Genomic DNA, 24,038 nt, shown 5'->3' with positions numbered 1-24,038 from the left:
CAAGCTAAAATTGTTAGCATTTGCAAGTATTTTTAATATATGATAGGCTTAAGTCGATAAGGGCCAAATCAATAGGAAGGGGAAAAACTGAATGGCCTAGACATACATTACATAAAAAGGAGGAAGAATAATGACTGTATTAAAATCAGGGGTCTATGATGTTATAGCAGAAGGTTATGAAGGCCACACAACAGCTTATCAGGTGACGATTGAGGGAGACAAGATTGCTGCTATTCACCCACAAAAGGAAATCGTACCAGACAGTCTGGAAGATACGGTTATCAAACGGTTAACCTCGCAAATAATTGGAGAACAGACCCTGAATGTGGATGCTATTTCAGGAGCCAGCCACACTTCAAGAGGGTTAGTCAAAGCTATCGGTGATGTTATTGAAGAGGCTGGGGGCAAGCGACAAGACTTTTTGTTGGTAGAGCCTAATAATGAAGAAAGAATGTCTTCAACAGTTCCTGCAGCTCCTCTCTTTGAATCTGATGATGAATACAGTAACTGGCGAACTGCTCCCGACAAAGTCGATGAAGAAATGGTGACTGATTTTCTAATTATTGGTGCAGGAATATCCGGTTTGGCTGCAGCAGTTCAAGCAGGAGAACTAGGAAATTTTCGGAATCAATACTCAGATGCAAAAGGAAGCTGGTATTCATGCCAAGAAGGAAGAAATTATTGCGCGTGAAGCAGAATTGGGACAATATCGGGTTGATGGCTCCTTCTGGGTAGATTTGGTCAATCATTCAGCGGATAATATCGACTGGTTGGTGGAACACGGCGTACAGTTGACAGCGGTGGACGACTATCACGGAACTTGCCAATTTCCAACCTTTCACTGGTACAAGGGAGGTTTTGTCTCTATTGGCTATGTTCCTTATATGAAAGAAGCCGCAGACAAACTGGGAACGAATTTTCTTTTAGAAACGACTGCTCAGTCCCTTATTTTTGAAAATGGAGTTGTAAAAGGGGCTTATGCCAATCAAAAGGGCAAAATCATCAAAATCAAGGCTAAGGCAACCTTGATTGCCACAGGTGGAGTTGGTCACAGTGCTGAACTGATTGAAAAACAAGATTGGCAAACTGAAAATCTTCACTACTGCTCTATGCCTAGTAATACAGGAGACGGTTATAAGATGGCCATGTCTTTGGGAGCATAAGATATGCTTCTGGAATCTCCTGAATTTATGATGAACTATATCATGGCTTTACCACATGAGGGGGTTCACCTCTACATTGATCTAATCAACGGCTTTATGTCTCTACCTTCTGGTGGGCCTGTTGTCTGGGTTAACCAGAATGGGGTCCGATTGGTCAATGAAAATGTTAAGAAACACAATCTTCTCTACCAACGAATAGCTATTCAATCCACTAAGCGAACCTACCAAATCTTCAATCAAGCCATCTATGATAAACTCTGTGGTCATGTTGAAAATGCTGATGAAATTTTGGCGGAAGCTGTTCGGACTAATGATGGAAATTCCCGCTATAAGGAAGATCACATTGAAGACCTGGCCAAGCATTTTGACTTGCCACAAGAAGAATTGGTTAAGACACTGGAACGATACAATGCCTACTGCCACCAAGGTCGTGACGAAGAATTTAATAAGGATGCGGATATGCTGATTCCGATTGAAGATGGCCCCTTCTACATCGCTCGTTTGGATCCATCCAACCTGATTGGTATCGGTGGTGTTGGTTCTAATCGTAAGTTTGAAGTCATTAATGAACATTTCGAGAAAATTCCCAGACTCTATATTTCCGGTATGGATTCTACCATGCAATATAGGAGCGTCTATACCATTACCCTAGGAGGATCTGCCTGCGCTCACAATGTCAATTCAGGCCGTCACGCTGCCATGAGTGCTAAAGAATATATTTCTAGCGATTAATCTTTATATTTCCCTTAGGCTGATACATGAGAAAAGAAAAGGCTTGGGAGCAAATTCCATCGATCTTTAAAGCTGAGAAAAATAAGTTTCGCTTCTCATTTTTTGCTATAATAAAGTTAACATTATTTTGAAATGGAGTTTAATTATGAACAAAGGATTTGAAGCCTTCAAGAACACCTTGTCTACTGAGAGCTTAAAGGCCATCTATGACGAGACCAAGATTGAGGTTGCCGATGAAGAGACCGAAGGAACCGAGGCCTTCTCACTAGCTCTAGCGACCCAATACGCCGTCAATCTGGTTGAAAAATATCAAAACTGGTTGAGGGACCACGATTTGGACTAGAATTTTTAAATCTGAGAACAGATGAAAAGCCATCCCAGACGAGAATTTGGGATGGCTTTTGAATTATTCGACTTTATAAAATATCCTCATCAGCCAACAAAATGATTCCCTGATATCATTGATGATTAAGCAGGAATCTCATCTATGCTATAAAGATAGCTAGGCCCTCAATTTTCTTATACACCATAGTGGTATCTCATATAGTAATACAAGGCATTAACGATTCCACCGCCATAACTGCCACCACTCGAATCACCTTGAAACATCATTAACTGGGCTCTTCCACTTTCAATTATTGCTAATTCATCTGTTGTCAAGTTATCAAATTTTTTAAATGCCATAGTGGTCATTACATAATCCTCCTTTAAAATTATTTACGAATTTAGAGACCATTTCTAAATTCATTTTTATTTTAGTTATTTTTAAGTTAGAATTCAATAAGCCTTCCAACTTGTTGCATAAAAGCTTTTGATTTGCAATGACAACATTACTTTTCTTGATTTTTAATTATAAAATAGAGCGTCTGGCAAACACGTCTCCAGGCGCTCTATCTTTCTTCCAGTATTTATTTAGAAAAGTTTTGGGATAATTTTTATCCTTCAGGTGGCATGAGTACCTTGCGGGGCTTGGTGCCTTCGGCGGGGCCGATGACGCCTGCTTCTTCTAGTTCTTCCATGAGGCGGGTGGCCCGGTTAAAGCCAACCGAGAGCCGTCTTTGGAGCATGGAGGCCGAAGCCTTTTGCGATTCCAGAACCAGAGCCCTAGCTTCAATAAAGAGGAGATCGCCTTCGGAATCACCACCGGCAGAGCCCGTGTCACCTTCATTTTCAGAGACTTCACCGGGGTCAAAGCTATGGTCATAGTCAGCCTCAGCCTGGTCCTTGATAAAGTCAACAATCCGCTCAACATCGTCGTCGGAGATGAAGGAACCTTGCAGACGAACGGGGTGGTTTTCATCAATCGGTTTAAAGAGCATATCCCCACGCCCCAGCAGTTTTTCTGCCCCATTTTCATCCAAAATGGTCCGACTGTCGGTCCCTGATGAAACGGCAAAGGCAACCCGAGAAGGGACGTTAGCCTTGATGAGACCGCTGATCACATCAACCGAAGGCCTTTGAGTGGCCAGAATCATGTGGATACCAGCTGCCCGGGCCTTTTGTCCCAGACGGATAATGGCATCTTCCACTTCCTTGCTGGCCACCATCATGAGGTCGGCCAACTCGTCCACGATAACCACAATCAGAGGTAGCGGAATCTTTTTCTCCTCAGACTGGGCATTGAAGGATTCCACCTTGGCATTGTATCCGGCGATATTGCGGACACCGACATGGCTAAAGAGCTCATAGCGGTTCTCCATCTCATCAACCACCTTTTGCAGGGCCTTGGCTGCCTTCCGCGGATTGGTCACGACAGGAATGAGCAGGTGGGGAATATCATTGTAAACAGACAATTCAACCATCTTAGGGTCAATCATCATGAACTTGACTTGGTCGGGCCTAGCCTTCATCAGGATGCTGGCAATGATGCCGTTGACGGCAACGGATTTACCAGAACCGGTCGAACCGGCCACCAAGAGATGGGGCATGCGGGCCAGGTCAAAGCTGCGAGCTGAGCCATTGACCGCCTTACCCAGAGGGACTTCCAAGAGCTTGTTGGGGTCGGTCTTGGCCTGCTCCCAGAGCTCACGGAAGCTGACGGTAGCAATCTCTGAGTTAGGTACTTCAATACCGACCAAGGATTTGCCAGGAATCGGCGCCTCAATCCGCACATCCTTGGCTGCTAGGGCTAGAGCTAGGTCGTCCGCCAGATTGGAAATCCGATTGACTCGGACACCGACAGCCGGCTTGATTTCATACTTGGTGACCGATGGACCGATCTCAGCCCGCTCAACCGCTGCCTTGATACCAAAGCTGGCGAAGGTTTCTTCCAGAATCTTGATGTTCTTGCGGACAATCTTCTTTTCCTTGGTTTGATTTTTGGGCTTGTCGGGAGCAAAAAGATCGATAGTAGGCAGTTTGTAGAGCAGGTGCTGTTTGGGAGTGAAGTCAACCTGAACAGGCTCATCATCTTCCTCTTGGTCTGGAGCTAGGCTGGAAGCAGCTGTTGGAGCTGGCTCTGGTTCGGGTGTTTCAGTAGCTTCCTCATCAGGGTAGTGGAAATGATAATTCTTGAAGTCCTGCTGAGAGTAGCCGTCCTGAGCTTCCTCTTCATCATAGCCACCCAAAATTTCTGGTTCCGATTTTGGAGTCGTTTGGGCTGGGCTGGCTGAAAGGATTTCTCCTGTTTCAGGGTCAATCAGGCCAGAAAAGTCGTTGGCTTTTTCTGCCTGCTCTGCCTCCTGGTCCTTAGTCGCTTGGGCTTGAGCTCTTGCTTCAGCCTTAGCCTTGCGTTTTTCTTCCCGACGGGATTCCATCTGCAGGCTAGTCTGGTCAATCTTATCGCTGAGATTGCTGCCGGTCTTTTTGAAGAAATTCATGACATCATAGACATCCCAAGAGCTCATCAAATAGAGCCCTAGAATGATGAAGAGACCACCAACTAAATAAGAGCCGATATTTGAAAAGAGGAAGACAACTGGCTGGTAAATTACAGCTCCAATCATACCACCACCCAGAAAATGGGTGACATCCACATTTTTCAAATCAGCCGTCACCAGGCGGAAGGTGCCGGCAAGGATGGGCCGCTCCTGCATAACATCTAGGGAGAAAAGATAGGCGTGGAAAATCAGCATGAGGCCCGCCATGACGGAAACAAAGCCGGACATGAAACCTCGATGTTTTTGAATCCATTTTCCCGCAAAGAGGTAAAAGAGGAGGCCAAAAATAGCTGGGTAGGCCAGACTACCAACCGCTACTCGAACAAGATTGTAGGCGGTGATGCCAAAAACTCCCAGACGGATAATGGCGAAAAAGAGGATAAAAGCCGTCAGAAAGGCGACTATCATTTTACGGACAGCCTTCTTGTGCTCCCTCTCTTTTTTTGTTGGGCGTTTATTTTGGGCCTTCTGTTTATTAACCTTTTTACTTGCTTTTGTTGATTTTGCCATAGTAATCCTATTATAGCATGTTTTAGCTAATTTGATGAGGGCTGACAGCTGGAAATTGGGCTAAGGGAATCCGACTTAGAAAAGATGAAGGCGATACCCCAAAGGTGACAAATACAAGAAGGAAAACTAACTCGAAAGGCTAAGCCATCAAGAAAAGCAATCGAATTAAAAAACGATTGCTTGTGTTCAATTTTTTAAAACTCTATCATTTCGCAAGTGAATGTTGGGTCTTTTTCTCTGGTCAATTTTTAATACCTAATTGACTTCTTTTTCCCTAAGCAGAAAGAATGTGACGCAACTGGACAGCACTTGGCGAGACGATGGGGAGAAAGGCTCCTTCATTCCAGCGTCTTGCAAAGCTGGAAGTTGAGTGCTTGAGGTAGCCTCGACCACCACTAGCTTGTAATTCCAAAAGCAGGCTAGCGGCAACGACATCAACTATGTCAATGCGAAGTTGAAAGAGCTCACGGGTATTCTCAATAAAATACTGAGGATTCTCGAGGCCTTCATACAGTTTTTTCTTGATAGTTTCAAGACTTTCCAAGGTCTCATGATATTCGTCTTCCAACACAAAACGGCTACTTGCCAGCGAATGTTTCACCTCATCTAGGGAACGTTGAGCTAGACCAAAAGCTAGGCCAAACTGATAGCCAAGGAAGACGGGTCGCGTTTCAGCGACAAAGGCTTGAGCATCGTCTGATAAAATCCAGTTCTCATCGAGAGGAATCCTATCAAAGGTTAGGGCTGCAGTATTAGCCCCTTGTAACGAAATAAATTCCAGATCTGCGGAACGTTTTATGCCCGCAGACTTAGGAACAGCTAGAATTACCGGCTTTTTAGCAGGGTCAGCATAAGCTGCTGCGAAAACAACAAGATAGTTGTCTGAACGCAGATTGGTTACCCAAGGTAGGCGACCTTTTAAATAGTGCTGGCCATCTTCTTCTACAATGGTGACATTAAGCTCTTCAATCGCAGAAAGATACTTAACACAATTTGACAGGCCAGTCCCCGCAGATAATCTTCCTGTTAATAAATCATCCAGCCATGTCTCTCTAGGATAAGGATTATCACTAGCTAAAATATTTTCAATAAAGGTCCGCTGCCCCCAACCAACAAAGGAAGCTGTCAATGAGTAGTAGCTCAGCTCGGTCAGAACATCAATGACATCCTGGCGACTACCTCCCAGGCCACCAAATTCTTTGGGGACCCCGACTTTGAATGCCCCTTCTGCTGCAATCTTTTCGAGTAAGCTATCAGCTAAATCACCTGAGTTTTGATCAATTTCATCAGCGTGCTCATCTAGCCAGCTGGTAAATTCTTTTGAAAAATAGGTCATAGACTACCTCCGCTTTTGATTACCGAGAAATCCATCTTCTCTTAGGCTTATCTGATAGACCTTGAAAACAAAATTTTCATTTTCCGGTCCATTTTGATGAAAGTCCTATTCATCTCTAGTGTCATCGTCTAATCAACGATTAATTGTCGAGTGTAAAAGTTTTTCCTGATCTTAAAGTCTAACTATTTAGCATACTGTTGAAGTTCAGGATTGATAGGTGTATCCGCCATATTATTGGCATAGTTACACAGGGAAGCCAGACTGACACCAAGAATGACATCAAGGGCATTTTCTTGGGTATAACCTGCCTCAAAGAAATCAGCAAGAGCCTCATCGCCAACACGCCCTTTAGTATTAATAACGGCAATTGTAAACTTGGCCAAGGTATCTAGCTTAGGATCATCATCAATAGGAGTACTGTTGCGCAAAGCTTCTAGGAGATCTGGTGACATTTGAATCTGTTTGATAGAAAAAGCCGTATGTCCAGCTACACAGAAGGCACAACCGTTTGTGACTGCTGCAGTTATCTGAATAACCTCCCTTTCAGTTGGCGTCAAGCTATTGCGGCGGTTAATTTCTCCGACTGTCCGATAAGTTTCTAAGGCCGTTGGTGAATTTGCCAAGAGGCCGATTAGGTTTGGAATATAGCCACCGTTATCCTTTTCAACTGTCTCTAATGTTGACTTTACAGATTCTGATGCTGTTTCTATGGTATGAATTTGAAATTTTGACATTATCTTAATCTCCCTTCAATAAATTTATCCCATGATACCACGTTTAAGGACAGTTGCCTAATCTAAATTCTTTATGTTGAGTCATAAAAATAGTTGATAGCATCGCTGTTGGGAGGCTTTCTTGGCCTATCTCGAGATTTTTTAATGAAAAAGCGACCCAAATAAAGGTCGCAGATAATAAATTGGATATCTAAGAATTTCAAAAGACCATAGGACTGAGAGTTTCACTAACTTAGTTGTGAAATGCAACAAACCAAGTTGGAACATTTTGAACTATTTTATCTTATTTTCTCACCTGGCTGGCTTGACGGATGAAATCTTGAACTTGGTCCAGTTTGCCCTGGTTAAGGACCTTGACAATCTTGGAACCGACAATGACACCATCGGATACCTGATTGAAACGCTCCACGTCTGCCTGGCTGGAAATGCCAAAGCCTGTCAAAACAGGCAGAGCGGTCAGCTCTCTTAGGTCCTGCAGGTGCTGGTCTAGGTCAGAGCTGTAATGACTGGCCTTACCCGTCACCCCATTGACTGCTACAGCATAGACAAAGCCCTGGGCATCGGCCAGCAGTTCTTTCTGGCGGTCGGGTCCCGTTGTCAGGCTGATAAGAGGAACTAGGCAGAGGTCCTGATTTTCCAGATAGGGAAGGATAAGATTCGCATGTTCATGGGGCAAATCAGGAATAATCAGGCCCTTGACAGAAGTTTGAGCCAAATCCTCAACCAATTTTTCCAAGCCGTACTGATAGACGGGATTAAAGTAGGTCATCAAAACTAAGGGGACAGGACTAGTCTGGCTCTGTAGCTTCTCAACGATGGCCTCAAGATTGGTCCCCTTGACCAGACTTCGCAGGCCGGCCTCTTCGATAACAGGACCATCGGCAACCGGATCCGAGAAGGGAACCCCGATTTCAATAGCGGAGGCTCCTGCATCAGCCAGCAAGTGGATGGTGTCAAAGAGACCGTCCAGGCCAAGCTCATGGTCACCGGCCATGATATAGGGAATGACCAGGCCTTGGCCAGAATCTTTTAGGCTTTGAAGATGTTTGCTTAATGTTTTTGTCATGGCTTACTTCCCTTCTTTTTCGGCTTCAAAACGTTCCTTGACCTGCATAACATCCTTGTCCCCACGACCGGAGAGGCAGATAATCAAGCTCTGGTCTGGGCTCATATCCTTGGCTACCTTTTGAGCCAGAGCGATGGCATGGCTGGATTCTAGGGCAGGAATAATTCCTTCCAAGCGAGAAAGGAGACTGAAGGCCTCCAGAGCCTCTTGGTCCGTGATAGCCTGATAGCTGGCCCGGCCAATTTCCTTAAAGTGGCAATGTTCAGGACCAACGCCTGGGTAATCGAGACCAGCTGAAATTGAGAAGGCCTCCATAATTTGACCGTGGCGGTCCTGGAGGACATTCATCAGAGAGCCGTGCAGAACCCCGGGCCGACCCTTGGCAAAGGTGGCAGCGTGCTGGTCAGTATCGAGACCGTGACCCGCTGCTTCGGCCCCATACATGGCTACGCTAATATCATTGACGAAGGGATAGAACATGCCGATGGCGTTGGAGCCTCCGCCGATACAGGCCATAACCGCATCTGGTAGCTTGCCCCCGGAAACTTCCGCAAATTGTCGCTTGCTTTCCTTGCCGATGACCGATTGGAAATCACGAACAATCTCTGGGAAGGGAGCTGGTCCCAGGGCAGATCCCATGATATAGTGGGTGTCCTCAATATTGGTTACCCAAGCCCGCAGGGCGGCATTAACAGCATCCTTGAGAACACGAGAACCATCCTTGACAGCCTCAACCTTGGCTCCCAAGAGCTCCATGCGGAAAACATTGAGGGCCTGGCGTTTGACATCTTCCTCACCCATGTAAATGGTGCACTCCATATCGAAAAGGGCTGCTGCTGTAGCCGTAGCAACTCCATGCTGACCGGCACCGGTCTCAGCAATAACCTTTTTCTTGCCCATTCGCCGAGCTAGGAGGACTTGACCGAGGGCGTTGTTGATTTTGTGGGCCCCTGTGTGGTTGAGATCCTCACGTTTGAGGTAAATCTTAGCGCCACCGATATGCTGGGTCAAGCGTTTGGCAAAGTAAAGCGGGGTCTCACGGCCGACATAATTTTTTAAGAGGGCATCTAGTTCTGCCTGAAAACCAGGGTCTTGCTTGGCCTCTTGGTAGGCTTGGCCCAACTCTAGAATGGCTGTCATCAGGGTTTCGGGCACGAATTGGCCCCCGAATTTTCCGTAAAATCCTTTGACATCTGGTTGCTGATAGGTCATACTTTCACGCTTTCTATAAATTCTTTTATCTTACTTAAATCCTTCTGGCCCGCGGTTTCCACGCCCGACGAGACATCGACGGCATAGGGTTCAAAGGTCTTAATGGCTTGGGCAACATTTTGGCTATTTAGGCCACCGGCAATAAAGAAGGGCTGCTGGATTTGGCTAGTATCTAGGCTTCGCCAATCAAAGGTCTGGCCTGAACCTGCAAGTGGGGCATCAAAGAGCAGGTAGTCTGCTTGGCTGGCGAGATTGGTCTGCCCCTGAGAAATGTTCAAGGCTCGGATAACCGGAACCGATACTTGAGAAAGCAGGTCTTCGTCAAATTCTCCATGAATCTGAACTAGGTCCAGAGGAATTCGAGCGATGGCCTCTTCTAATTCAGCCAGGCTGGGGCTGACAAAGACCCCAACTGCCTTGCAGATCTCAGGGATGGCCTGGGCTAGGTTATGAGCCTGATCCAGACTAACCTGGCGTTTACTGGGAGCTAGGACAAGGCCGATGAAATCCGCCCCAGACTTGACAGCGGTCGCAACCGCCTGAGGACTGGACAGTCCGCATATCTTAACCTTTGTCAATTCGCAACTCCTTTATCTTCTGGGCGGGATTTTCCGCTGTCATCAGGGCCGTCCCAACCAGAATGCCATCAAAGTAGGGGGCTAGCTTAGCGACATCCTGACCACTTTGGATGGCCGATTCGGAAATATAAACCGGCTCCTCACGAAAATGGGTTGCTAGGTCTAGACTGGTTTGTAGGTCGGTTTTGAAGGTCACCAGATTACGGTTATTGACACCGATAATCTTGGCTCCTAGAGCATGGGCCCTAGCCAGTTCTTTCGCATTATGGGTTTCAACCAGAACTTCCAACCCTAGGTCGGTCGCATACTGGTAGAGCTCCTGCAAGCGCTCCTGGCTCAAGGCGGCCACAATCAAGAGGATGACCGTCGCTCCAGCATTGCGGGCACGAATGATTTGCTTCTCATCAATGATGAAGTCCTTGGCCAGAGTTGGAATGCTGACCTGACTGGAAATCTGGCGAAGATAGTCAATATTCCCTTTGAAAAAGTGCTCATCGGTCAATACTGAAATCATGGCAGCTCCAGCTGCCTGGTAGGTCTTGACCTGGGCCAGCAAATCAACATCTAAGTTAATGTCCCCCAAACTGGGGCTGGCCTTTTTGACCTCGGCGATGACTTGAATCTGCTGGCTGTGGCTTTTGAGATAGTCGTAAAAGGGGACTGCCTGACGCAGGTCGCCTAAATCTTCTCGCTCCATCTGGGCGACTTCCTTAGCCTTTTGCTCTAATATTTTTGGAAGAAAGGTTCCTGTCATCCTTGCACCTCCTGTAATTGCTGGAGTTTTTCCAGGGCTGCCCCCGAAGCTAGTAAGTTGCGAGCCAGGTCAACGCCAGCCTTCAAGCTGTCAGTTTTACCATTGGCATAGAAGCCCAGACCGGCATTGAGAACCGTTGTTTCCAGATAGGGGCTGGGCTCATTTTTGAGAACGCTGAGTAAAATCTGGGCATTTTCCTTGGCATCGCCACCCCTAATTTCCTTCAGAGTGACCGCTTCCATACCCAAATCCTTATGGGTAAAGCGATGCTGGCTCAGCTGGCCGTCCTCTAAGAGGGTATAGGTATTGGTGCCATAGAGGGCCGCTTCATCCATCTGGTCGGGGCCTGTAATGACGATGGCCCGCTTGCGACCTAGGGTCTTCATGGCTTGAGCAGCAACCTCTTGAAGTTCCACCCGATAAATTCCCATGAGCTGACTGTCTAAATCGACAGGATTTGCCAAGGGACCTACCAGATTCATGATGGTGGGAATTCCCAGAGCCTGTCTGGCTGGGCCAATGTAACGCATGGCTGGATGAACTGATTGGGCAAAGATGAAGGCTATGCCAACCTCATCTAGGGCTCTTTCCAGAACCTGCCTGTCGGCTGAAAGGTTGATGCCCAGCTCCTCCAGAACATCGGCCGAACCAGACTTGGAAGATACCGAACGATTGCCGGCCTTGGCAACCTTGAGACCACCCGCAGCTAGAACAAAGGCCGCCGTTGTGGAAATGTTAAAGGAGAAGGATTGGTCACCACCCGTACCGCAGTTGCACATGACATGGGCTGGCACCCGCTCTAACTTGAGGGCATGAGTCTTGAGAGCCCTAACCACTCCAGCAATTTCGTCTGCGATTTCCCCTTTCATTTTCAGGGCCATCAGGAAGGCCGAAATCTGGCTCTCCGTTACCTGGCCTTGCAGGATTTGGTTGAAGACCTCCTCAATTTGGTCGGCGGTCAAATCTTCTTTCAAGGCTAATTTTTCAAATATTTCTTTCATCATTGTCTACCTCAAATCTTTCGAGTTATACCCATTTAATTTAAAAAGTTTCATTTCTGATATTTTCTTTGGTAGTGCGAACGGAAGCAAACTCCTATCGGGGTTTCATTCCTAATATTTGAGCCTAAAGTCTCAAATATTCTGTCATAAGTGACATCTATCGAGTCACTTATGATACCACTAGGGCGAAAATATCAGCTTATGCTCATGTCGTTCACCAATATCACCTAAAAACAATTGAGTTTCCTTTTAAAGATTTTCATATTTGATTTTAATTCAGTGATTGGCTACTCCTTCCAACCATGTCTAGCAGGGGCCTGTCCTTCAGATAGCAAACTCAGCTTGCAGCCTCCAAAGTTTCAAGCCTTTGGGACTAAAGTAAGGAAATTTTCTAGCATTTTCAAACCGTCTGGTGTGCCAATACTTTCTGGGTGAAATTGGAGACCAAAGATGGGCAAGTTCTTATGCTGCATGGCCATGATTTCTTGGTCATCCTGGGTCAGGGCGGTCACTTCAAAGTCATCAGGCAGATCGTCAACGACGATGGAATGGTAACGCATGACCTCCAGACCACCCTTCAGTCCCGCAAAAATTGGTGAGGGCTGGGTCAGATTTAGGCGGGATTGCTTGCCGTGCATGACCTTATTGGCTAGATCCAACTTGCCACCGAATGTTTCGGCTAGTGCCTGATGGCCCAGACAGATGCCCAAGATTGGCTTTTCAGTCGCAAACTTGGCGATGAGCTTTTCCAACTCTCCGGCATCAGCTGGCCAACCAGGGCCCGGCGACAATACCAAGGCCTGGGCCTTTTGAGCCACTTGGTAAATTTGCGGAGCATCATTTCGCAAGACCTGGACCTCGGTAAAAGTTCCCAAGTATTGGGCAAGATTATAGGTAAAGGAATCATAATTATCAACTAATAAAATCATTGACTGTCTCCTATTCTGGTCATAGCCTTGGCCTTATTGATAGTTTCATAAAATTCATTTTCTGCAAGGCTGTCATAGACAATGCCTGCACCAGCTTGGACATATGCCTTTTGATTTTTTAAAATCATAGTCCGAATGGCAATGGCAAAATCCATATCGCCGGTCGCCGACAGGTAGCCGATAGCACCCGCATAGACCCCGCGTTTTTCTTTTTCCAACTGGTAGATGCGGGTCATGGCACGAATCTTAGGAGCACCTGATACTGTACCCGCCGGCAGGGTTGATTTCAGGGCATCCATGGCTGTCAGCTGAGGCAATAAGTCACCTTTGACGACGCTGGTCAGGTGCATGACATAACGGAAGTACTCCACTTCCATGTACTTGGTCAGCTTGACGCTGCCAATTTCAGAAATTTTTCCGATATCATTGCGGCCAAGATCAACCAGCATGCGGTGTTCAGCTGTTTCTTTGACATCATTAGCCAGTTCTTGCGCCAAAGCCTGATCTTCTGTGTCATCCTTACCTCTGGGACGGGTGCCAGCAATCGGATTAGTTACGACCTGACCATTCTTGACCGAAACTAGACTTTCAGGACTAGCTCCGATAATCTGATAATCCCCAAAATCATAAAAATAGAGGTAGTTTGAAGGATTGGTTACCCGCAAATTACGGTAATAATCGAGCGGATCTCCCTGAAAATCGCTTGAGAAACGCTGACTAATGACACATTGAAACATATCTCCCTGACGAATGAGCTTCTTGGCCTTGTCCACCATAGCTTCAAATGTTTCCTTTTCCAGATGGTTCTGAAAGTCCAGAGGCCGTAATTCCTGAGGGCTAAATTCATTTGGAGCTTGGGTTTGTAAATCCTTAACCACCTGTCCAAGAGCCTGGCGGGCCTTATCATTATCCCGCCCACTATAAATCCTATCTTCCACAACATAGACCTTCTCTTTTTTATGGTCAAAAATCAGGTAGGACTCATAGATGAAAAAGTGCATATCCGGCGTTCCTATGGTGTCTTGGGGAATTTGACCCAGGTCTTCATAGAGGCCAATCATATCATAGCCAACAAAACCGATAGCTCCGCCAGCAAAAGGTAGGTCTGACTTAGCAGCCTCCTTACCTCTTGTGGTCAATTGACTGAGATAATCCAAGGGATCCACTCCATCAAGAATTTGCTGATTCTTATAGAGCTTACCATCCTGATAGGACAATTCAAAAACAGGGTTATAGGCGACGATTGAAAAACGGGCATTCTCTTTTTCTCGGGGAATGGATTCCAGGATGACCTTGTGCTCACCTTGCACCCGCATATAGGCTAAAATTGGTGTCAAGGTATCGGCATTTAAAATCTTTTGCATGGTATTTCCTTTCTAAACTATCTCATCAGTCTTTTGAAGATTTTATGGACTGTTTTCGTGATCAAGACTCACCTTGTTCGTTAACTTTGCTCTCTAATAGAATAAAAGCCTCTATCATTGACCGCCATACAGCTTCAGCAAGGTCTGGCGATAAGTTCACTTCCGCTGCTTGATTGCGACGTTCACGGATTATCTGAGCAACACGATCAGGCGCAGCAACCGCTGCAGCATCCTGACGAGGTTTTAAACGGCCTGCCGCCTCAACCAATTTTTGACGCTCGGCTAATAATCTAATCATCTTCTGGTCTAAAAGGTCTATTTCCTGGCGAACTTCAGCTAATGTTTGTGCCATAGCTTCCTACCTTCCTACTTAAAAAACGGCTGCTTAATTATTGAATTTTTGTTTGGAAAACATCTACGACTCGCTACGAGAAGCCCTAGGGAGCCTTCTCTGCTCACTGAAAGTTATCGTCAAACTTTTTCTCTCAACGTCCACGGGAACCTACGGAAAATCCTAGAGGACTTTTCCTACTTCCCGCATTAATAAGTCATCATAATTATTATCGAATTATGATAACTTACGTCAAAAAACCTCGCACAGAAAAAAACATCTGTGCGAGGGCGTCAAATTTGTAACGCGGTGCCACCTCAACTTAACGATTATTACAATCGTCATCTCTGGCTCCTCTAGCAAGGAGCTGCACGGTAGGGAGTGCTGACCTGAATTTTTATATCTTAAAATTCAACAATTTGAATTGGAATCTACGACTCGCTGCGAGAAACTAACGGAAAATCCTAGAGGACTTTTCCTACTTCCCGCATTAGTAAGTCATCATAATTATTATCGAATTATGATGACTTACGTCAAAAAACCTCGCACAGAAAAAAACCTCTGTGCGAGGGCGTCAGATTTGTAACGCGGTGCCACCTCAACTTAACGATTATCAATAATCGTCATCTCTAACTCCTCTAACAAGGAATTGCACGGTAAGGGGTGCCAACCTGAAAACTATGTCTTATTTCCAATTGATAAGAATCAGCCCAATTTCCTTCGCCGCCGCTACTTGTTCGCAGTCACCACAAGCTCCCTGAAAACTTAAGAGAAGTACTTTCTGATTTGGTTCATATTTTAACGCCATTATTTTTAGATGTCAAGAATTTTTTGAACTTTTTGAAAAATATTTTTTGCCCCTTAGCCTAGCTTGAGCTCAATCCTCCTTTTTTCAGGAATTAAGAGCCCTTCCAAATGATTAAAGAGTAAGACAAGCCAGGTAAAGGCCAAGATAAAGGCTGACATTTCAAAGGCAGTCAGGGAGAGATAGTGGACTTCTTGAAAACCAAATTGTAGTCCAACTAGGACACCACCAATGGCAAAGGAAGTTAGGAGCAAGTCCTTAGTTACTTTGGGAAGTAAGATAGGAACACTCACTATTAGGACGATAATGATATAAACCAAATAGCCCGCAAATCTGGTGTGGAGGTGATGATAGGTGGCATCATTAGGAAAATAACCAACAGCTGCCAAATCTAGACCTAGAAGTGTCAGGAGAAGTCGGAGTCCAGTCAATCGCCAACTTTTGCCATATTTCTGCCTGAGGGCAACAAAGGTGTAATCAACTAAGGCAATTAAAACCAGGGCTGCCAGAATCAAGGTGAGGTTAAACTGCCAACTGTTAGTAGCCCGCTTGGTCCCCAAGAAACTCAGATTAAATTGCCACCAGCGACGGCTGCTATTGGTGGCCATGGCCAGAAGAGCCCCGCTAATCATAATTACCGTAAAAAGACTGGTCAGCCAGGTTGCCCGAATCCGCTCAGCTATCTGGCCCCAAGTGCTAATGACCGCATTAAGACTGACACCCAAAATTAGGGCCGCGGTAAATTTATCGAAGGAAGCTCCATTAAATATCTGACTAAGCAACCAGGAAAATCCTAAGAGGACAAGAAGGAGGATGACCGAAAAGGCCAGGACAATAACGGGCAGGTTCCGCCAAAAAACCATATTCTCATTACCAGCAAGGAAGATTCGCCGGTTCTTGATAAAGGTCGCCGTGAAAAAGAGAATCCCTAGACCACCACCAAAGCCCAGCAAAAAGCTAATGATGGAATAGTCGCCCGCTAAAGAGACTTGATCCAGATGCTGGAACCAACTTGCTAAATAAAAAATAAGAGCAGCAAGAGAGCTGGCCCCTAGGTAAAGCCAGAAGGGCAAGGATTTGGTGCTTAGTTCATCTTGCTTGTGGAGCACCAATCGATCAGCATAAAGCTCTGCCTTGACCGACTCTCCCTCCTGCAGATCCAGCTGGTCGAGGATTTCTTGACTGAGTTCTAATTTTTTTGTCATAGGTTTATTATAGTAAAGAATTAAAAGATTGTAAAAAATGATTATAGAAGACTTTTCATCCAGGGCCGGACGAGATGGCATATTCATCAATAGGAATGGCTGCCCCTTCAAAGTATGTCTAGAACCCCAAAAGTTTCTCCCTCAGAAGTCCCCTGCAGATCCTTTTGTAATTTTTAAAAGTATGTTTGGACCCTTTCGCCAGATTTGGTAGTCTCCCTTAGCCCCTTTGAGAATCAAACACCCTCTATCGGCAAAGCCATTATCATTAGTCCTCTGCTTTTTAGTGACGAGGGCGTTTTCCCTTATAATTTTTATCTATTAGTGAGTATAAAAAATCCCATTGAGGACTTCCCCTCCTCAATAAGATTGCTTTTGTCTAGTCTAGCCAGCCCTGATTTCTGGCAATGCGCACGGCATCGGTGCGGTTGTGGGCCGACAGTTTGGTAAAAATGGCGGTTACATAGTTGCGAACAGTTCCGTTGGATAGGAAGAGCTTCTCCGCAATGGCTTGATTTGATAGGCCTTGGGCAATCCCGCTGAGGACAGCCTGCTCCTGCCTGCTTAGGGGATTTTTATGGGTCACGACCTGCTCCATCAGTTCAGGGGAATAGTCCTTCTTACCGGCCAGGACCTTGTGCAGGGTCTCCATCAACTTTTCTACCGAGCGGTCCTTGAGGACATAGGCATCCACACCAGCCTCAACGGCCCTTTGGAAATAACCGGGTCGCTTGAAGGTCGTCACAATCACGACCTTGGTCTCCTGGTGCTGGCGAATCCATTCCAAAACCTCTAAGCCCGTTAGCTTGGGCATTTCAATATCTAAAATAGCCACATCCACCTGATTTTTCTGTAGCTGCTCGACGGCCTCCCTGCCATCGGCTGCCTGGTAGACAGCCTCAACATCCTCCTCCATCAAGAGAAGCTGGCAAAGGGCGTCTCGCAACATGGATTGGTCTTCAGCTAGGAGTAATTTCATAGGGCTAACCTCACTTCTATCTGGGTTGGCTGGCGAGGGGAAATGATAGTGACACTACCGCCCAATTTGGTCAGTCGCTCACGAATAGAATGTAATTCTCGTCCAGTCAGCTGAGCAAAGCCGACTCCATCATCACTGACTTCTAGGATGAGCTCACTTTGGGACCGCGACAGGCTGATGCGACAATGTTTCGCTTGGGCATGCTTAACCATATTGGTTACCAATTCCCGCAAAATCATAGTCAGGTGGGACTGGACTTCCTGAGTCAGAACCTCCTTCTCTAGCTGATTATCCATCTGGAAGGCAATATTGGTCAGGCTCAGTATATTTTCCAGATCAGCCAATTCCTCGGTCAGGCTGCGGTATTTGAGTTCATTGACCAATCTTCTAACATCAGCCATGGAGCTATGAGTAATGTCTGAGAGCTCTCGCAACTGCTCTTTGACGGCCTGGGTTTGTCCCTGGTCTAGTTGTTTGCTGGCTAGGTCCAATTTGAGACTTAAGAGGGCAAAGGTATGACCCAGGCTATCGTGGAGGTCACGACCGATGCGGTTACGTTCATTTTCGGCTGACAGCAGGTTGATGTAGCGGTTCTGCTGCTGAATTTTTTCCTGAGCTTCCTCACTGATTTGCATGTTGCGGTAGACAGCCATCATAGCTAGGACAAAAATAGGCAGGATGATGACCATAATCCGACCGGAAACATCTTGAACACGGTTAAAGCCAACGATAATTATCAGGAGCATAGCTAACAAAAAGCTAATCATCTGATAGGAAACTAGCTTGGTACGAAACCGCCAGACCAAGATATTGGCATTAAAGAAGAAAAACCACACCATGCTCTCTGTAAAAGAAAAGCTCGTAAAAATAATATAAAAGAGGGAATAAAACCAAAATAGACCTAAAAGAATTTTGTGCCGGTCAGTTAGGTAAATCAGGCCCAAATAGGCCAGAGCAAAGCCCAGTGTCAGCCAAATGCTCCAAAAAGGAAAGACTGAATAAAAAATTCCTAAAATGGGAAAGGTAAGGAAAACAAGTCCTTTTAAGTAGAGAATATCGGTCCTCTCAAAGGGTCGAAACATTAATTAACCTCGGTCTTACGTTTAATCAGGAGGGCTGGCCCTGCCATTATTATGGCATAAGCCAAAATGATAAGCAAGGAGGTCCAGCGAATTTGGCCATTGGCGGCAAAGCGAGTGCTGAGCTGATTGACATGATAGACGGGGGTTAGCTTAGAAATCTTTTGTACCCAGTCAGGAAAGTTGGAAATTGGCCACCAGGAACCTCCTAGCATAGCCATTCCCAGAAAGGCGATATTAGCTACAATTGACATGGTTTGTTGGGACTTGATCTGAGCCAGCAAGAGACCAAAGGAGAGAAAGACCACGCCCGAGGCTAATAAAAGACCAGCAGAGCCCAGCCAAGCACCCCAGGACAAGGAAATATGGCGGTAAAAGGCGCCGATAAGAAAGGTGATGCTGATGGTTAGAAAGAAACAAAAGATAACTCGCAAAACCTTAGATAGATAGTACTGATAGATGGGGACCTTGGAGTGTTCAATATAGGTCAACCAGTGGTTGCTGCGATCCTCTGCCAACATAAAGGGAAAACTAAAGAGGCCAAAGCTAGACATGGAGAAGCCCGTCATGGTCAACATGATAGACTGGACAATCAGTTTTTGGCTAGCAGGATTAGCTGACATCTTCATGCCAGAAAAGAAGATGAAAAAGCCAACAGGCATACCGATAGCCATAATGAAGTAGGGCCATTCTCGCCAGGTTTTAATCCATTCGATTTTTAATAATGCTTTCATGCTCAGTCCTCCTTGGTCGAGTCGAAAAGACTATTGAGCAGAGTCTTGTTCTGCACTTCCAGGTCCGAAATCCGACAACCGGCTTCTTGCAAATCCTGCCAGACCCGATCAATGTCCTTAGTCATAAATTGGATGGTATCGCTCTTTTCTTGAATATCATAAACATTGGGAAGAGCTTGAACAATTTCTTGGAAGGTTTTGGACAGGGTCACCTGCTTCTCCTGCTCCTCACTTCGCATAGCAAAAGGCGTTGTATCTCGCAGGAGCTTGCCCTTGTGAAGAACCAGAATCCGCTCTGCCGTATGCTCAACCTCTTCAATATAGTGGCTGGAGTAAATAATCGTCGTCCCTGATTTTTTCAAGCCAGCGACAATCTCCCAGAAATGCTGACGGGTCGAGGTATCCATACCAGCTGTGGGTTCATCTAAAAAGAGGATCTCCGGTTTACCAATCAAGCAGAGAACAAAGGACAAAAGGCGTTTTTGACCGCCAGAAAGCTTACCTGCCAACTGCTGCTTTTGCTCAGAACTAAAGTCCAGCAGCTTATCAATTTCTTGATTGCTCAAAGGATTCTTGGCGATGCTTTTAAAGAAATCCAAGAGTTCCTTGACCTTGAGATTGGCAGGAATTTCATTTTCCTGAGCCAGTAGGGCCATCTGACCATGGGAAGTCTGGGACCGAGGGGACTTGCCCTTGACCAAGACCTGACCCTGACTAGGCAGCCAGTCGCCTAAGAGACAGGACATGAGACTGGTCTTACCTGACCCATTGGGACCAATCAAGGCCAGGCAGTCACCCTCCCTTACCTCAAAGGAAATATCGTTTAAGATGGACTTACCCTTGATTGATTTGCCAAGAGAGTCCACAAGAATTAGGGGCTTGGTCATAGTGAAAATCCTTTCAATTAGTTAAGGAAATAGGCCATTAAAATGGCTCTATTTCCTACGGCAACCACTAGGGTGCTTGCCTAAACTTCTTACTAAGTTGGATAAGCAACCATTATCGGCTTGTTTATCCAACTGCCGCTATGTTCGCACTCAAGTTTTTCTTCAACTTAATTTTAGGAAAACTAAGCCCAAGTTTTCAGCCCTGAATGTCATAAGTTGGGCATGACAAAAGTCATGGGGGTAAACAATTTCTAGGGTCAAACATAAATTAGCCATTATTCGGAGGGGAGTTTTGATTTTAACTTAGTCATAAAAATTCAAAAACAGATTTACACACCAAAAAAGAGAACCATTCTGATTCTCTCTTGATTATGATTTTTGATTAACAAGTCTAGCTTGAGCAAGGGTCTTTAAAAGATGATTGTCACCTCAGCTCATAAACTTAGCCGAATTTCTGGCAGTAAGAGTCCTACAGATTATAGATGGAGTACTCCAAACAGCAAAGCCACTAAGAGCACTACTAAATTCGTTACAAACATGACTGGTGCTGCACGCTTGGTGTATGGCTCGGTTTCAACCTCACAGAGGGTCGTCCCAACATATGTTGCCGAATTCATTGGTGTTACACTTGTAGCCAAAGCTAGGTTACAGACAAAGGGTGCAATAATCATGATTGGGGTCAAGCCAAAAGCTGAACCGACCGAGATAAATAGGGGATAAAGGGCATTATACAATTGGTAGGGGATGAAGTAAATAATTGGCACGGCTAGAATTAAGAAAATAATATGCATATAACGCATCAGAAAGGCTGGGAAAATTCCTTCCAGTGTCTGTGCCAGAGAAGCCACCATTGACAAGCGGCTGCCATCTTCTGGTGCAGCATTGAATACAGCTAGGTAAAAGCAGATGGCCAAAAGCATAATCAAAACATTGAAGAAGGTACCACTGGCCTTATTCCACACATCATTAAAATTCTTAGGGTAATTGACGTAGGAAGTGATGATTGAGGCCGCAATAAATACCAAATAGGAGGAAATTTTGAAATAAGCAAGTGCGACAATGACACCGATGAAGACAATCAGGTTGGCTAAAAACATTTTTGGACGAGCGTTTGGTTTATCTTTGAGGCTATCACTAGCCGTTTCTTGATCATGCTCAACTCCTTCTGGCAAGCCAAGTGTCCCATGCTCTTTTTTGTGTTTGTAGGCAAAGTAAACCCAATGTAAAACGATGGCTGGAATGAAACAAAGCCCCCAAGGTATCGAAGCAGCTGCTAATGACTCAGCATTTGTTCCTGCCATGGTAGCCGACATAATCAAACCAATTCCCCAAGGCAACCAACACATGGCAGCTACGGCCATTTGACAAATAATAAAGGCGTAATCACGATTTAATTTAAATTTTTTAAAGAGGGGGATAACAATTGGAAAAGTGATAAGATAGGTCGTTGACATATTAGCTGTTAGGTAAGCAATGGCACCAATAACCGTTGTTAAGGCCATAACACTAACGACATTTAGTTTATTGCCAATACGCTTAATAACAGCATTGACCATAATGTCGAACATTCCCGTCTCTGTCAGCATGACAAAATAAATCAAACCGAATAAAAGCATATAACCAGTCTGTGACATCACCGTACTGATTTGCTTGAGGATAATGTTACTCGTCTCTGTTATGTTGTAACCCATCAAAAGGCAAAAGACAATGGGTACTACAAACTTAACAAAGTTCATTGGTACTTTATTGGAAACAATGCAGACTATAACAATAGCCAACATAATCAGGGCTAGAACTGCTGGGCTCATAAATCCTCCTCTAATTTAGGTTAATCTTTTTTTAAATCATCCAACATCCCAAACTCACGCTTAAAGGACCAAGCCATATATTCATGAACAAAATCCGTATAAGGATAAGGGGTTGAAGTAAAGGTATGTGCCATCCGACCAGCTAATAATACTTCACAGGACACACCTGCATTTAACAGTCTTTGTGAATAATGATAAGCTGTATCCCGCAAGGTATCATACTCTGCCATAATAATCATCGTAGCTCCTAGACCACCAACATCGTGACAAAGATTGGGAAAGGCATAATAAGAGGGTTGGTGGCCATTGTAGCCACCCAAAAACGTTGCTTCAGCCCCCAATGACTTTTGCTCAGGTCCCATCTTTAGATCAATCATTTGATGGAAGGAAAAGGTCTCTTCAATTGCCGTATCAAAAGTTGGGCAATTAAGCACCGTGAGGGCAGGTTGTTTAAGCCCTTTATCCCTAATATAGAGGGCTAGCCCTTCTGCTAAAGTCCCCCCAGCACTTGATCCATGTAAGCCAATCTTATCAGGATCCGCTCCAAATTCATCTGCGTTTTTACGGAGAAAATCGTAAGCAGCGTAACAATCCTCTAAAGGTTGCGGAAAAGCAACTCCATTTTTGCCGCTTAAACGATATTCTACAGCTACCACAACCGCTGGGACAGCCTCCGCCAAGGCTATACACCTTGTATTATCAAGGTCTATACTGCCTGCAACAAATCCTCCACCATGAATATCTAAAATGATTGGAGATTTCTTAGGACGGTTTTTAGGTATAAAAATACGAATTTTTACTCGTAGTGCTAGTTAAAAAAATCCTAGATTATAAGCAAAGATGATTTGTTCTAACCACAGCTCAATACCCTTTAAGCTTCTCACCAACGGTCTTTCAATATCAAACTCAGAGCACAAAACTGAAAACCGTGTTTCAATAGTCCTCCTTTCGGCCTTGAGCATCCAATGAATTATGCTTTTTAGCATTGGCCATATTGCGTCTCAATGGGGTCCAAAAGCAATATCCTTTCTGGGTTATGGCCTGTTTTAATGGCTGACTCAGATAACCTAGATCTGCTAAAACAACAGGAAAGTTCGTGTTCTCAAGCAATTTTTCGGCCACCCGACTATCATGTGTCACACTATAATTAACGATAAATCCTGACAAGGTCACCAGCATATGAACTTTAAAGCCGTAAAACCACATCTTTTTTGAAGGATTATAGGCAACAGTCGCTGTATCCCTGAAAATATGAACATTGTAGTTGCGAGCTGGCAAACAAATGGGTAAGGGAAAGCTGTCCATCATCACGATATCATCGTGATGAAATTGTTCAGTCATGCCTTGATGAATCAGCTTCAATAAAGGAATCAGGTAATGCGCTCTTCGATAAAACCGAGTTCGCTCCAAACCAGTTTTGACAAGAAATAGTTGGTAAAAACAGCGTTGAGATTTGATACCGAGTTCAACTTGAAGCAGTAAGAGGATAAGAACTGAACAGTCGCTAATCTTGCAATAGTTAACATTTCGACGCTGTGTTAGCTCTTTAGGCGCATAGTTACGATAATAGGAGCCAAATTTCAAGTCCAAGTTAGCCAGCAGATAAAACTTCTCTGAGGGATTTGTAATCCAGTATTTTCTTCGGATAGTTGTTTATCCAATTGTCAATGACTGCGACTTCTTGTGGAGTCGCATTTTTGCTTCCCTTGGGTGACCAACGACGGATGAGCCTATTGTGATTCTCATTGGTGCCCCGCTCCCAAGAAGCATAAGGGTGGGCGTAATAGATGTGCTCAGGGTCAAAAACATCCGATAAGCGACTAAACTCTGTCCCGTTATCAGCTGTGATGGAGTTAATCTGGTACTCTTGTAGAATTGCTCTCAAAGCCTGATTGACTGAACTTGCCGACTTGTCGGGTATGAGACGGATGATTTGATAGCGACTCTTTCGGTCG

The 24,038-nt window shown here is 45.1% G+C and carries 22 protein-coding genes and 2 pseudogenes; 3 read left to right on the top strand and 21 right to left on the bottom strand.

The window, feature by feature from the left end; translation table 11 throughout:
- Positions 1 to 130: 130 nt before the first annotated feature.
- The 3 genes and pseudogenes from BS63_RS1000000112300 (at position 131) to BS63_RS0107985 (ending at position 2,238) form a co-directional block, all read left to right on the top strand.
- Positions 131 to 691 carry an FMN-binding protein gene (locus BS63_RS1000000112300; RefSeq protein WP_002959921.1) on the top strand — a complete coding sequence of 187 codons (561 nt, stop codon included), beginning with the start codon at positions 131 to 133 and terminating at the stop codon, positions 689 to 691.
- Positions 639 to 1,895 (top strand): annotated as a pseudogene (locus BS63_RS1000000111405) (FAD-binding protein). Before BS63_RS1000000112300 ends, BS63_RS1000000111405 begins: the two are co-directional and overlap by 53 nt.
- 145 nt (positions 1,896 to 2,040) lie before the next feature.
- Positions 2,041 to 2,238: a hypothetical protein gene (locus tag BS63_RS0107985; RefSeq protein WP_002959923.1), complete on the top strand. Its 198-nt coding sequence runs from the start codon at positions 2,041 to 2,043 to the stop codon at positions 2,236 to 2,238.
- A gap of 176 nt (positions 2,239 to 2,414) precedes the next feature.
- Here BS63_RS0107985 and BS63_RS1000000112150 read toward each other — a convergent pair whose 3' ends face one another.
- The 21 genes and pseudogenes from BS63_RS1000000112150 to BS63_RS01000000111020 form a co-directional block, all read right to left on the bottom strand.
- Positions 2,415 to 2,588: a hypothetical protein gene (locus tag BS63_RS1000000112150; protein ID WP_019776554.1), complete on the bottom strand. Its 174-nt coding sequence runs from the start codon at positions 2,586 to 2,588 to the stop codon at positions 2,415 to 2,417.
- A gap of 242 nt (positions 2,589 to 2,830) precedes the next feature.
- Positions 2,831 to 5,284: a DNA translocase FtsK gene (locus BS63_RS0107975; RefSeq protein ID WP_002959925.1), complete on the bottom strand. Its 2,454-nt coding sequence runs from the start codon at positions 5,282 to 5,284 to the stop codon at positions 2,831 to 2,833.
- A gap of 274 nt (positions 5,285 to 5,558) precedes the next feature.
- A complete protein-coding gene (locus BS63_RS0107970; protein ID WP_002959927.1) occupies positions 5,559 to 6,620 on the bottom strand; it encodes an acyl-CoA dehydrogenase family protein in 1,062 nt (353 codons plus the stop codon).
- A 182-nt stretch (positions 6,621 to 6,802) separates the two neighbouring features.
- Positions 6,803 to 7,354, bottom strand: coding sequence for a carboxymuconolactone decarboxylase family protein (locus BS63_RS0107965; protein WP_002959929.1), 552 nt, complete (start codon positions 7,352 to 7,354; stop codon positions 6,803 to 6,805).
- 283 nt (positions 7,355 to 7,637) lie between these two features.
- Positions 7,638 to 8,420 carry a tryptophan synthase subunit alpha gene (gene trpA / locus BS63_RS0107960; protein ID WP_002959931.1) on the bottom strand — a complete coding sequence of 261 codons (783 nt, stop codon included), beginning with the start codon at positions 8,418 to 8,420 and terminating at the stop codon, positions 7,638 to 7,640.
- 3 nt (positions 8,421 to 8,423) lie between these two features.
- Positions 8,424 to 9,632: a tryptophan synthase subunit beta gene (trpB, locus tag BS63_RS0107955; protein WP_002959933.1), complete on the bottom strand. Its 1,209-nt coding sequence runs from the start codon at positions 9,630 to 9,632 to the stop codon at positions 8,424 to 8,426.
- Positions 9,629 to 10,210, bottom strand: coding sequence for a phosphoribosylanthranilate isomerase (locus BS63_RS0107950; RefSeq protein WP_002959935.1), 582 nt, complete (start codon positions 10,208 to 10,210; stop codon positions 9,629 to 9,631). The genes trpB and BS63_RS0107950 overlap by 4 nt, the downstream gene beginning before the upstream one ends.
- Positions 10,197 to 10,964: an indole-3-glycerol phosphate synthase TrpC gene (gene trpC / locus BS63_RS0107945; RefSeq protein ID WP_002959936.1), complete on the bottom strand. Its 768-nt coding sequence runs from the start codon at positions 10,962 to 10,964 to the stop codon at positions 10,197 to 10,199. Before trpC ends, BS63_RS0107950 begins: the two co-directional genes overlap by 14 nt.
- Complete coding sequence (gene trpD / locus BS63_RS0107940) at positions 10,961 to 11,965, bottom strand: anthranilate phosphoribosyltransferase (RefSeq protein WP_002959938.1); 1,005 nt, start codon at positions 11,963 to 11,965, stop codon at positions 10,961 to 10,963. Before trpD ends, trpC begins: the two co-directional genes overlap by 4 nt.
- Positions 11,966 to 12,324: 359 nt before the next feature.
- On the bottom strand, positions 12,325 to 12,894 hold the full coding sequence (locus tag BS63_RS0107935; protein WP_002963393.1) for an aminodeoxychorismate/anthranilate synthase component II: 570 nt from the start codon (positions 12,892 to 12,894) through the stop codon (positions 12,325 to 12,327).
- Positions 12,891 to 14,258: an anthranilate synthase component I gene (trpE, locus tag BS63_RS0107930; RefSeq protein ID WP_002963392.1), complete on the bottom strand. Its 1,368-nt coding sequence runs from the start codon at positions 14,256 to 14,258 to the stop codon at positions 12,891 to 12,893. The genes BS63_RS0107935 and trpE overlap by 4 nt, the downstream gene beginning before the upstream one ends.
- Positions 14,259 to 14,319: 61 nt before the next feature.
- Positions 14,320 to 14,610: a chorismate mutase gene (locus BS63_RS0107925; protein ID WP_002963391.1), complete on the bottom strand. Its 291-nt coding sequence runs from the start codon at positions 14,608 to 14,610 to the stop codon at positions 14,320 to 14,322.
- A gap of 840 nt (positions 14,611 to 15,450) precedes the next feature.
- Positions 15,451 to 16,686: a DUF998 domain-containing protein gene (locus BS63_RS0107920; protein ID WP_019769857.1), complete on the bottom strand. Its 1,236-nt coding sequence runs from the start codon at positions 16,684 to 16,686 to the stop codon at positions 15,451 to 15,453.
- Between the two features lie 289 nt (positions 16,687 to 16,975).
- Positions 16,976 to 17,575 (bottom strand): response regulator transcription factor, encoded by a 600-nt coding sequence (locus BS63_RS0107915; protein WP_002961835.1) that lies wholly within the window; start codon positions 17,573 to 17,575, stop codon positions 16,976 to 16,978.
- The gene (locus tag BS63_RS0107910; RefSeq protein ID WP_028798534.1) at positions 17,572 to 18,657 is read right to left on the bottom strand and encodes a sensor histidine kinase; all 1,086 of its coding nucleotides are present in this window, start codon (positions 18,655 to 18,657) and stop codon (positions 17,572 to 17,574) included. The genes BS63_RS0107915 and BS63_RS0107910 overlap by 4 nt, the downstream gene beginning before the upstream one ends.
- Positions 18,657 to 19,388: an ABC transporter permease gene (locus BS63_RS0107905; RefSeq protein ID WP_002961838.1), complete on the bottom strand. Its 732-nt coding sequence runs from the start codon at positions 19,386 to 19,388 to the stop codon at positions 18,657 to 18,659. Before BS63_RS0107905 ends, BS63_RS0107910 begins: the two co-directional genes overlap by 1 nt.
- Before the next feature lie 2 nt (positions 19,389 to 19,390).
- The gene (locus BS63_RS0107900) at positions 19,391 to 20,275 is read right to left on the bottom strand and encodes an ABC transporter ATP-binding protein (protein ID WP_002961839.1); all 885 of its coding nucleotides are present in this window, start codon (positions 20,273 to 20,275) and stop codon (positions 19,391 to 19,393) included.
- 476 nt (positions 20,276 to 20,751) lie between these two features.
- The gene (locus tag BS63_RS0107895; RefSeq protein ID WP_002963320.1) at positions 20,752 to 22,083 is read right to left on the bottom strand and encodes an SLC13 family permease; all 1,332 of its coding nucleotides are present in this window, start codon (positions 22,081 to 22,083) and stop codon (positions 20,752 to 20,754) included.
- A gap of 20 nt (positions 22,084 to 22,103) precedes the next feature.
- Positions 22,104 to 22,865 carry an alpha/beta hydrolase gene (locus BS63_RS0107890; protein ID WP_080566228.1) on the bottom strand — a complete coding sequence of 254 codons (762 nt, stop codon included), beginning with the start codon at positions 22,863 to 22,865 and terminating at the stop codon, positions 22,104 to 22,106.
- 30 nt (positions 22,866 to 22,895) lie between these two features.
- Positions 22,896 to 23,655: pseudogene (locus tag BS63_RS1000000111400) on the bottom strand (IS982 family transposase); the annotation flags it as partial.
- A 19-nt stretch (positions 23,656 to 23,674) separates the two neighbouring features.
- The coding region (locus BS63_RS01000000111020) for an IS30 family transposase (protein ID WP_032798594.1) at positions 23,675 to 24,038 on the bottom strand (364 nt) is incomplete at its 5' end.

The sequence above is a fragment of the Streptococcus sobrinus DSM 20742 = ATCC 33478 genome (assembly GCF_000686605.1).
GTDB lineage: Bacteria > Bacillota > Bacilli > Lactobacillales > Streptococcaceae > Streptococcus > Streptococcus sobrinus.
The sequence above is the reverse complement of the archived record's forward strand: the minus strand, read 5'-3'. Positions and strand labels throughout refer to the sequence as shown.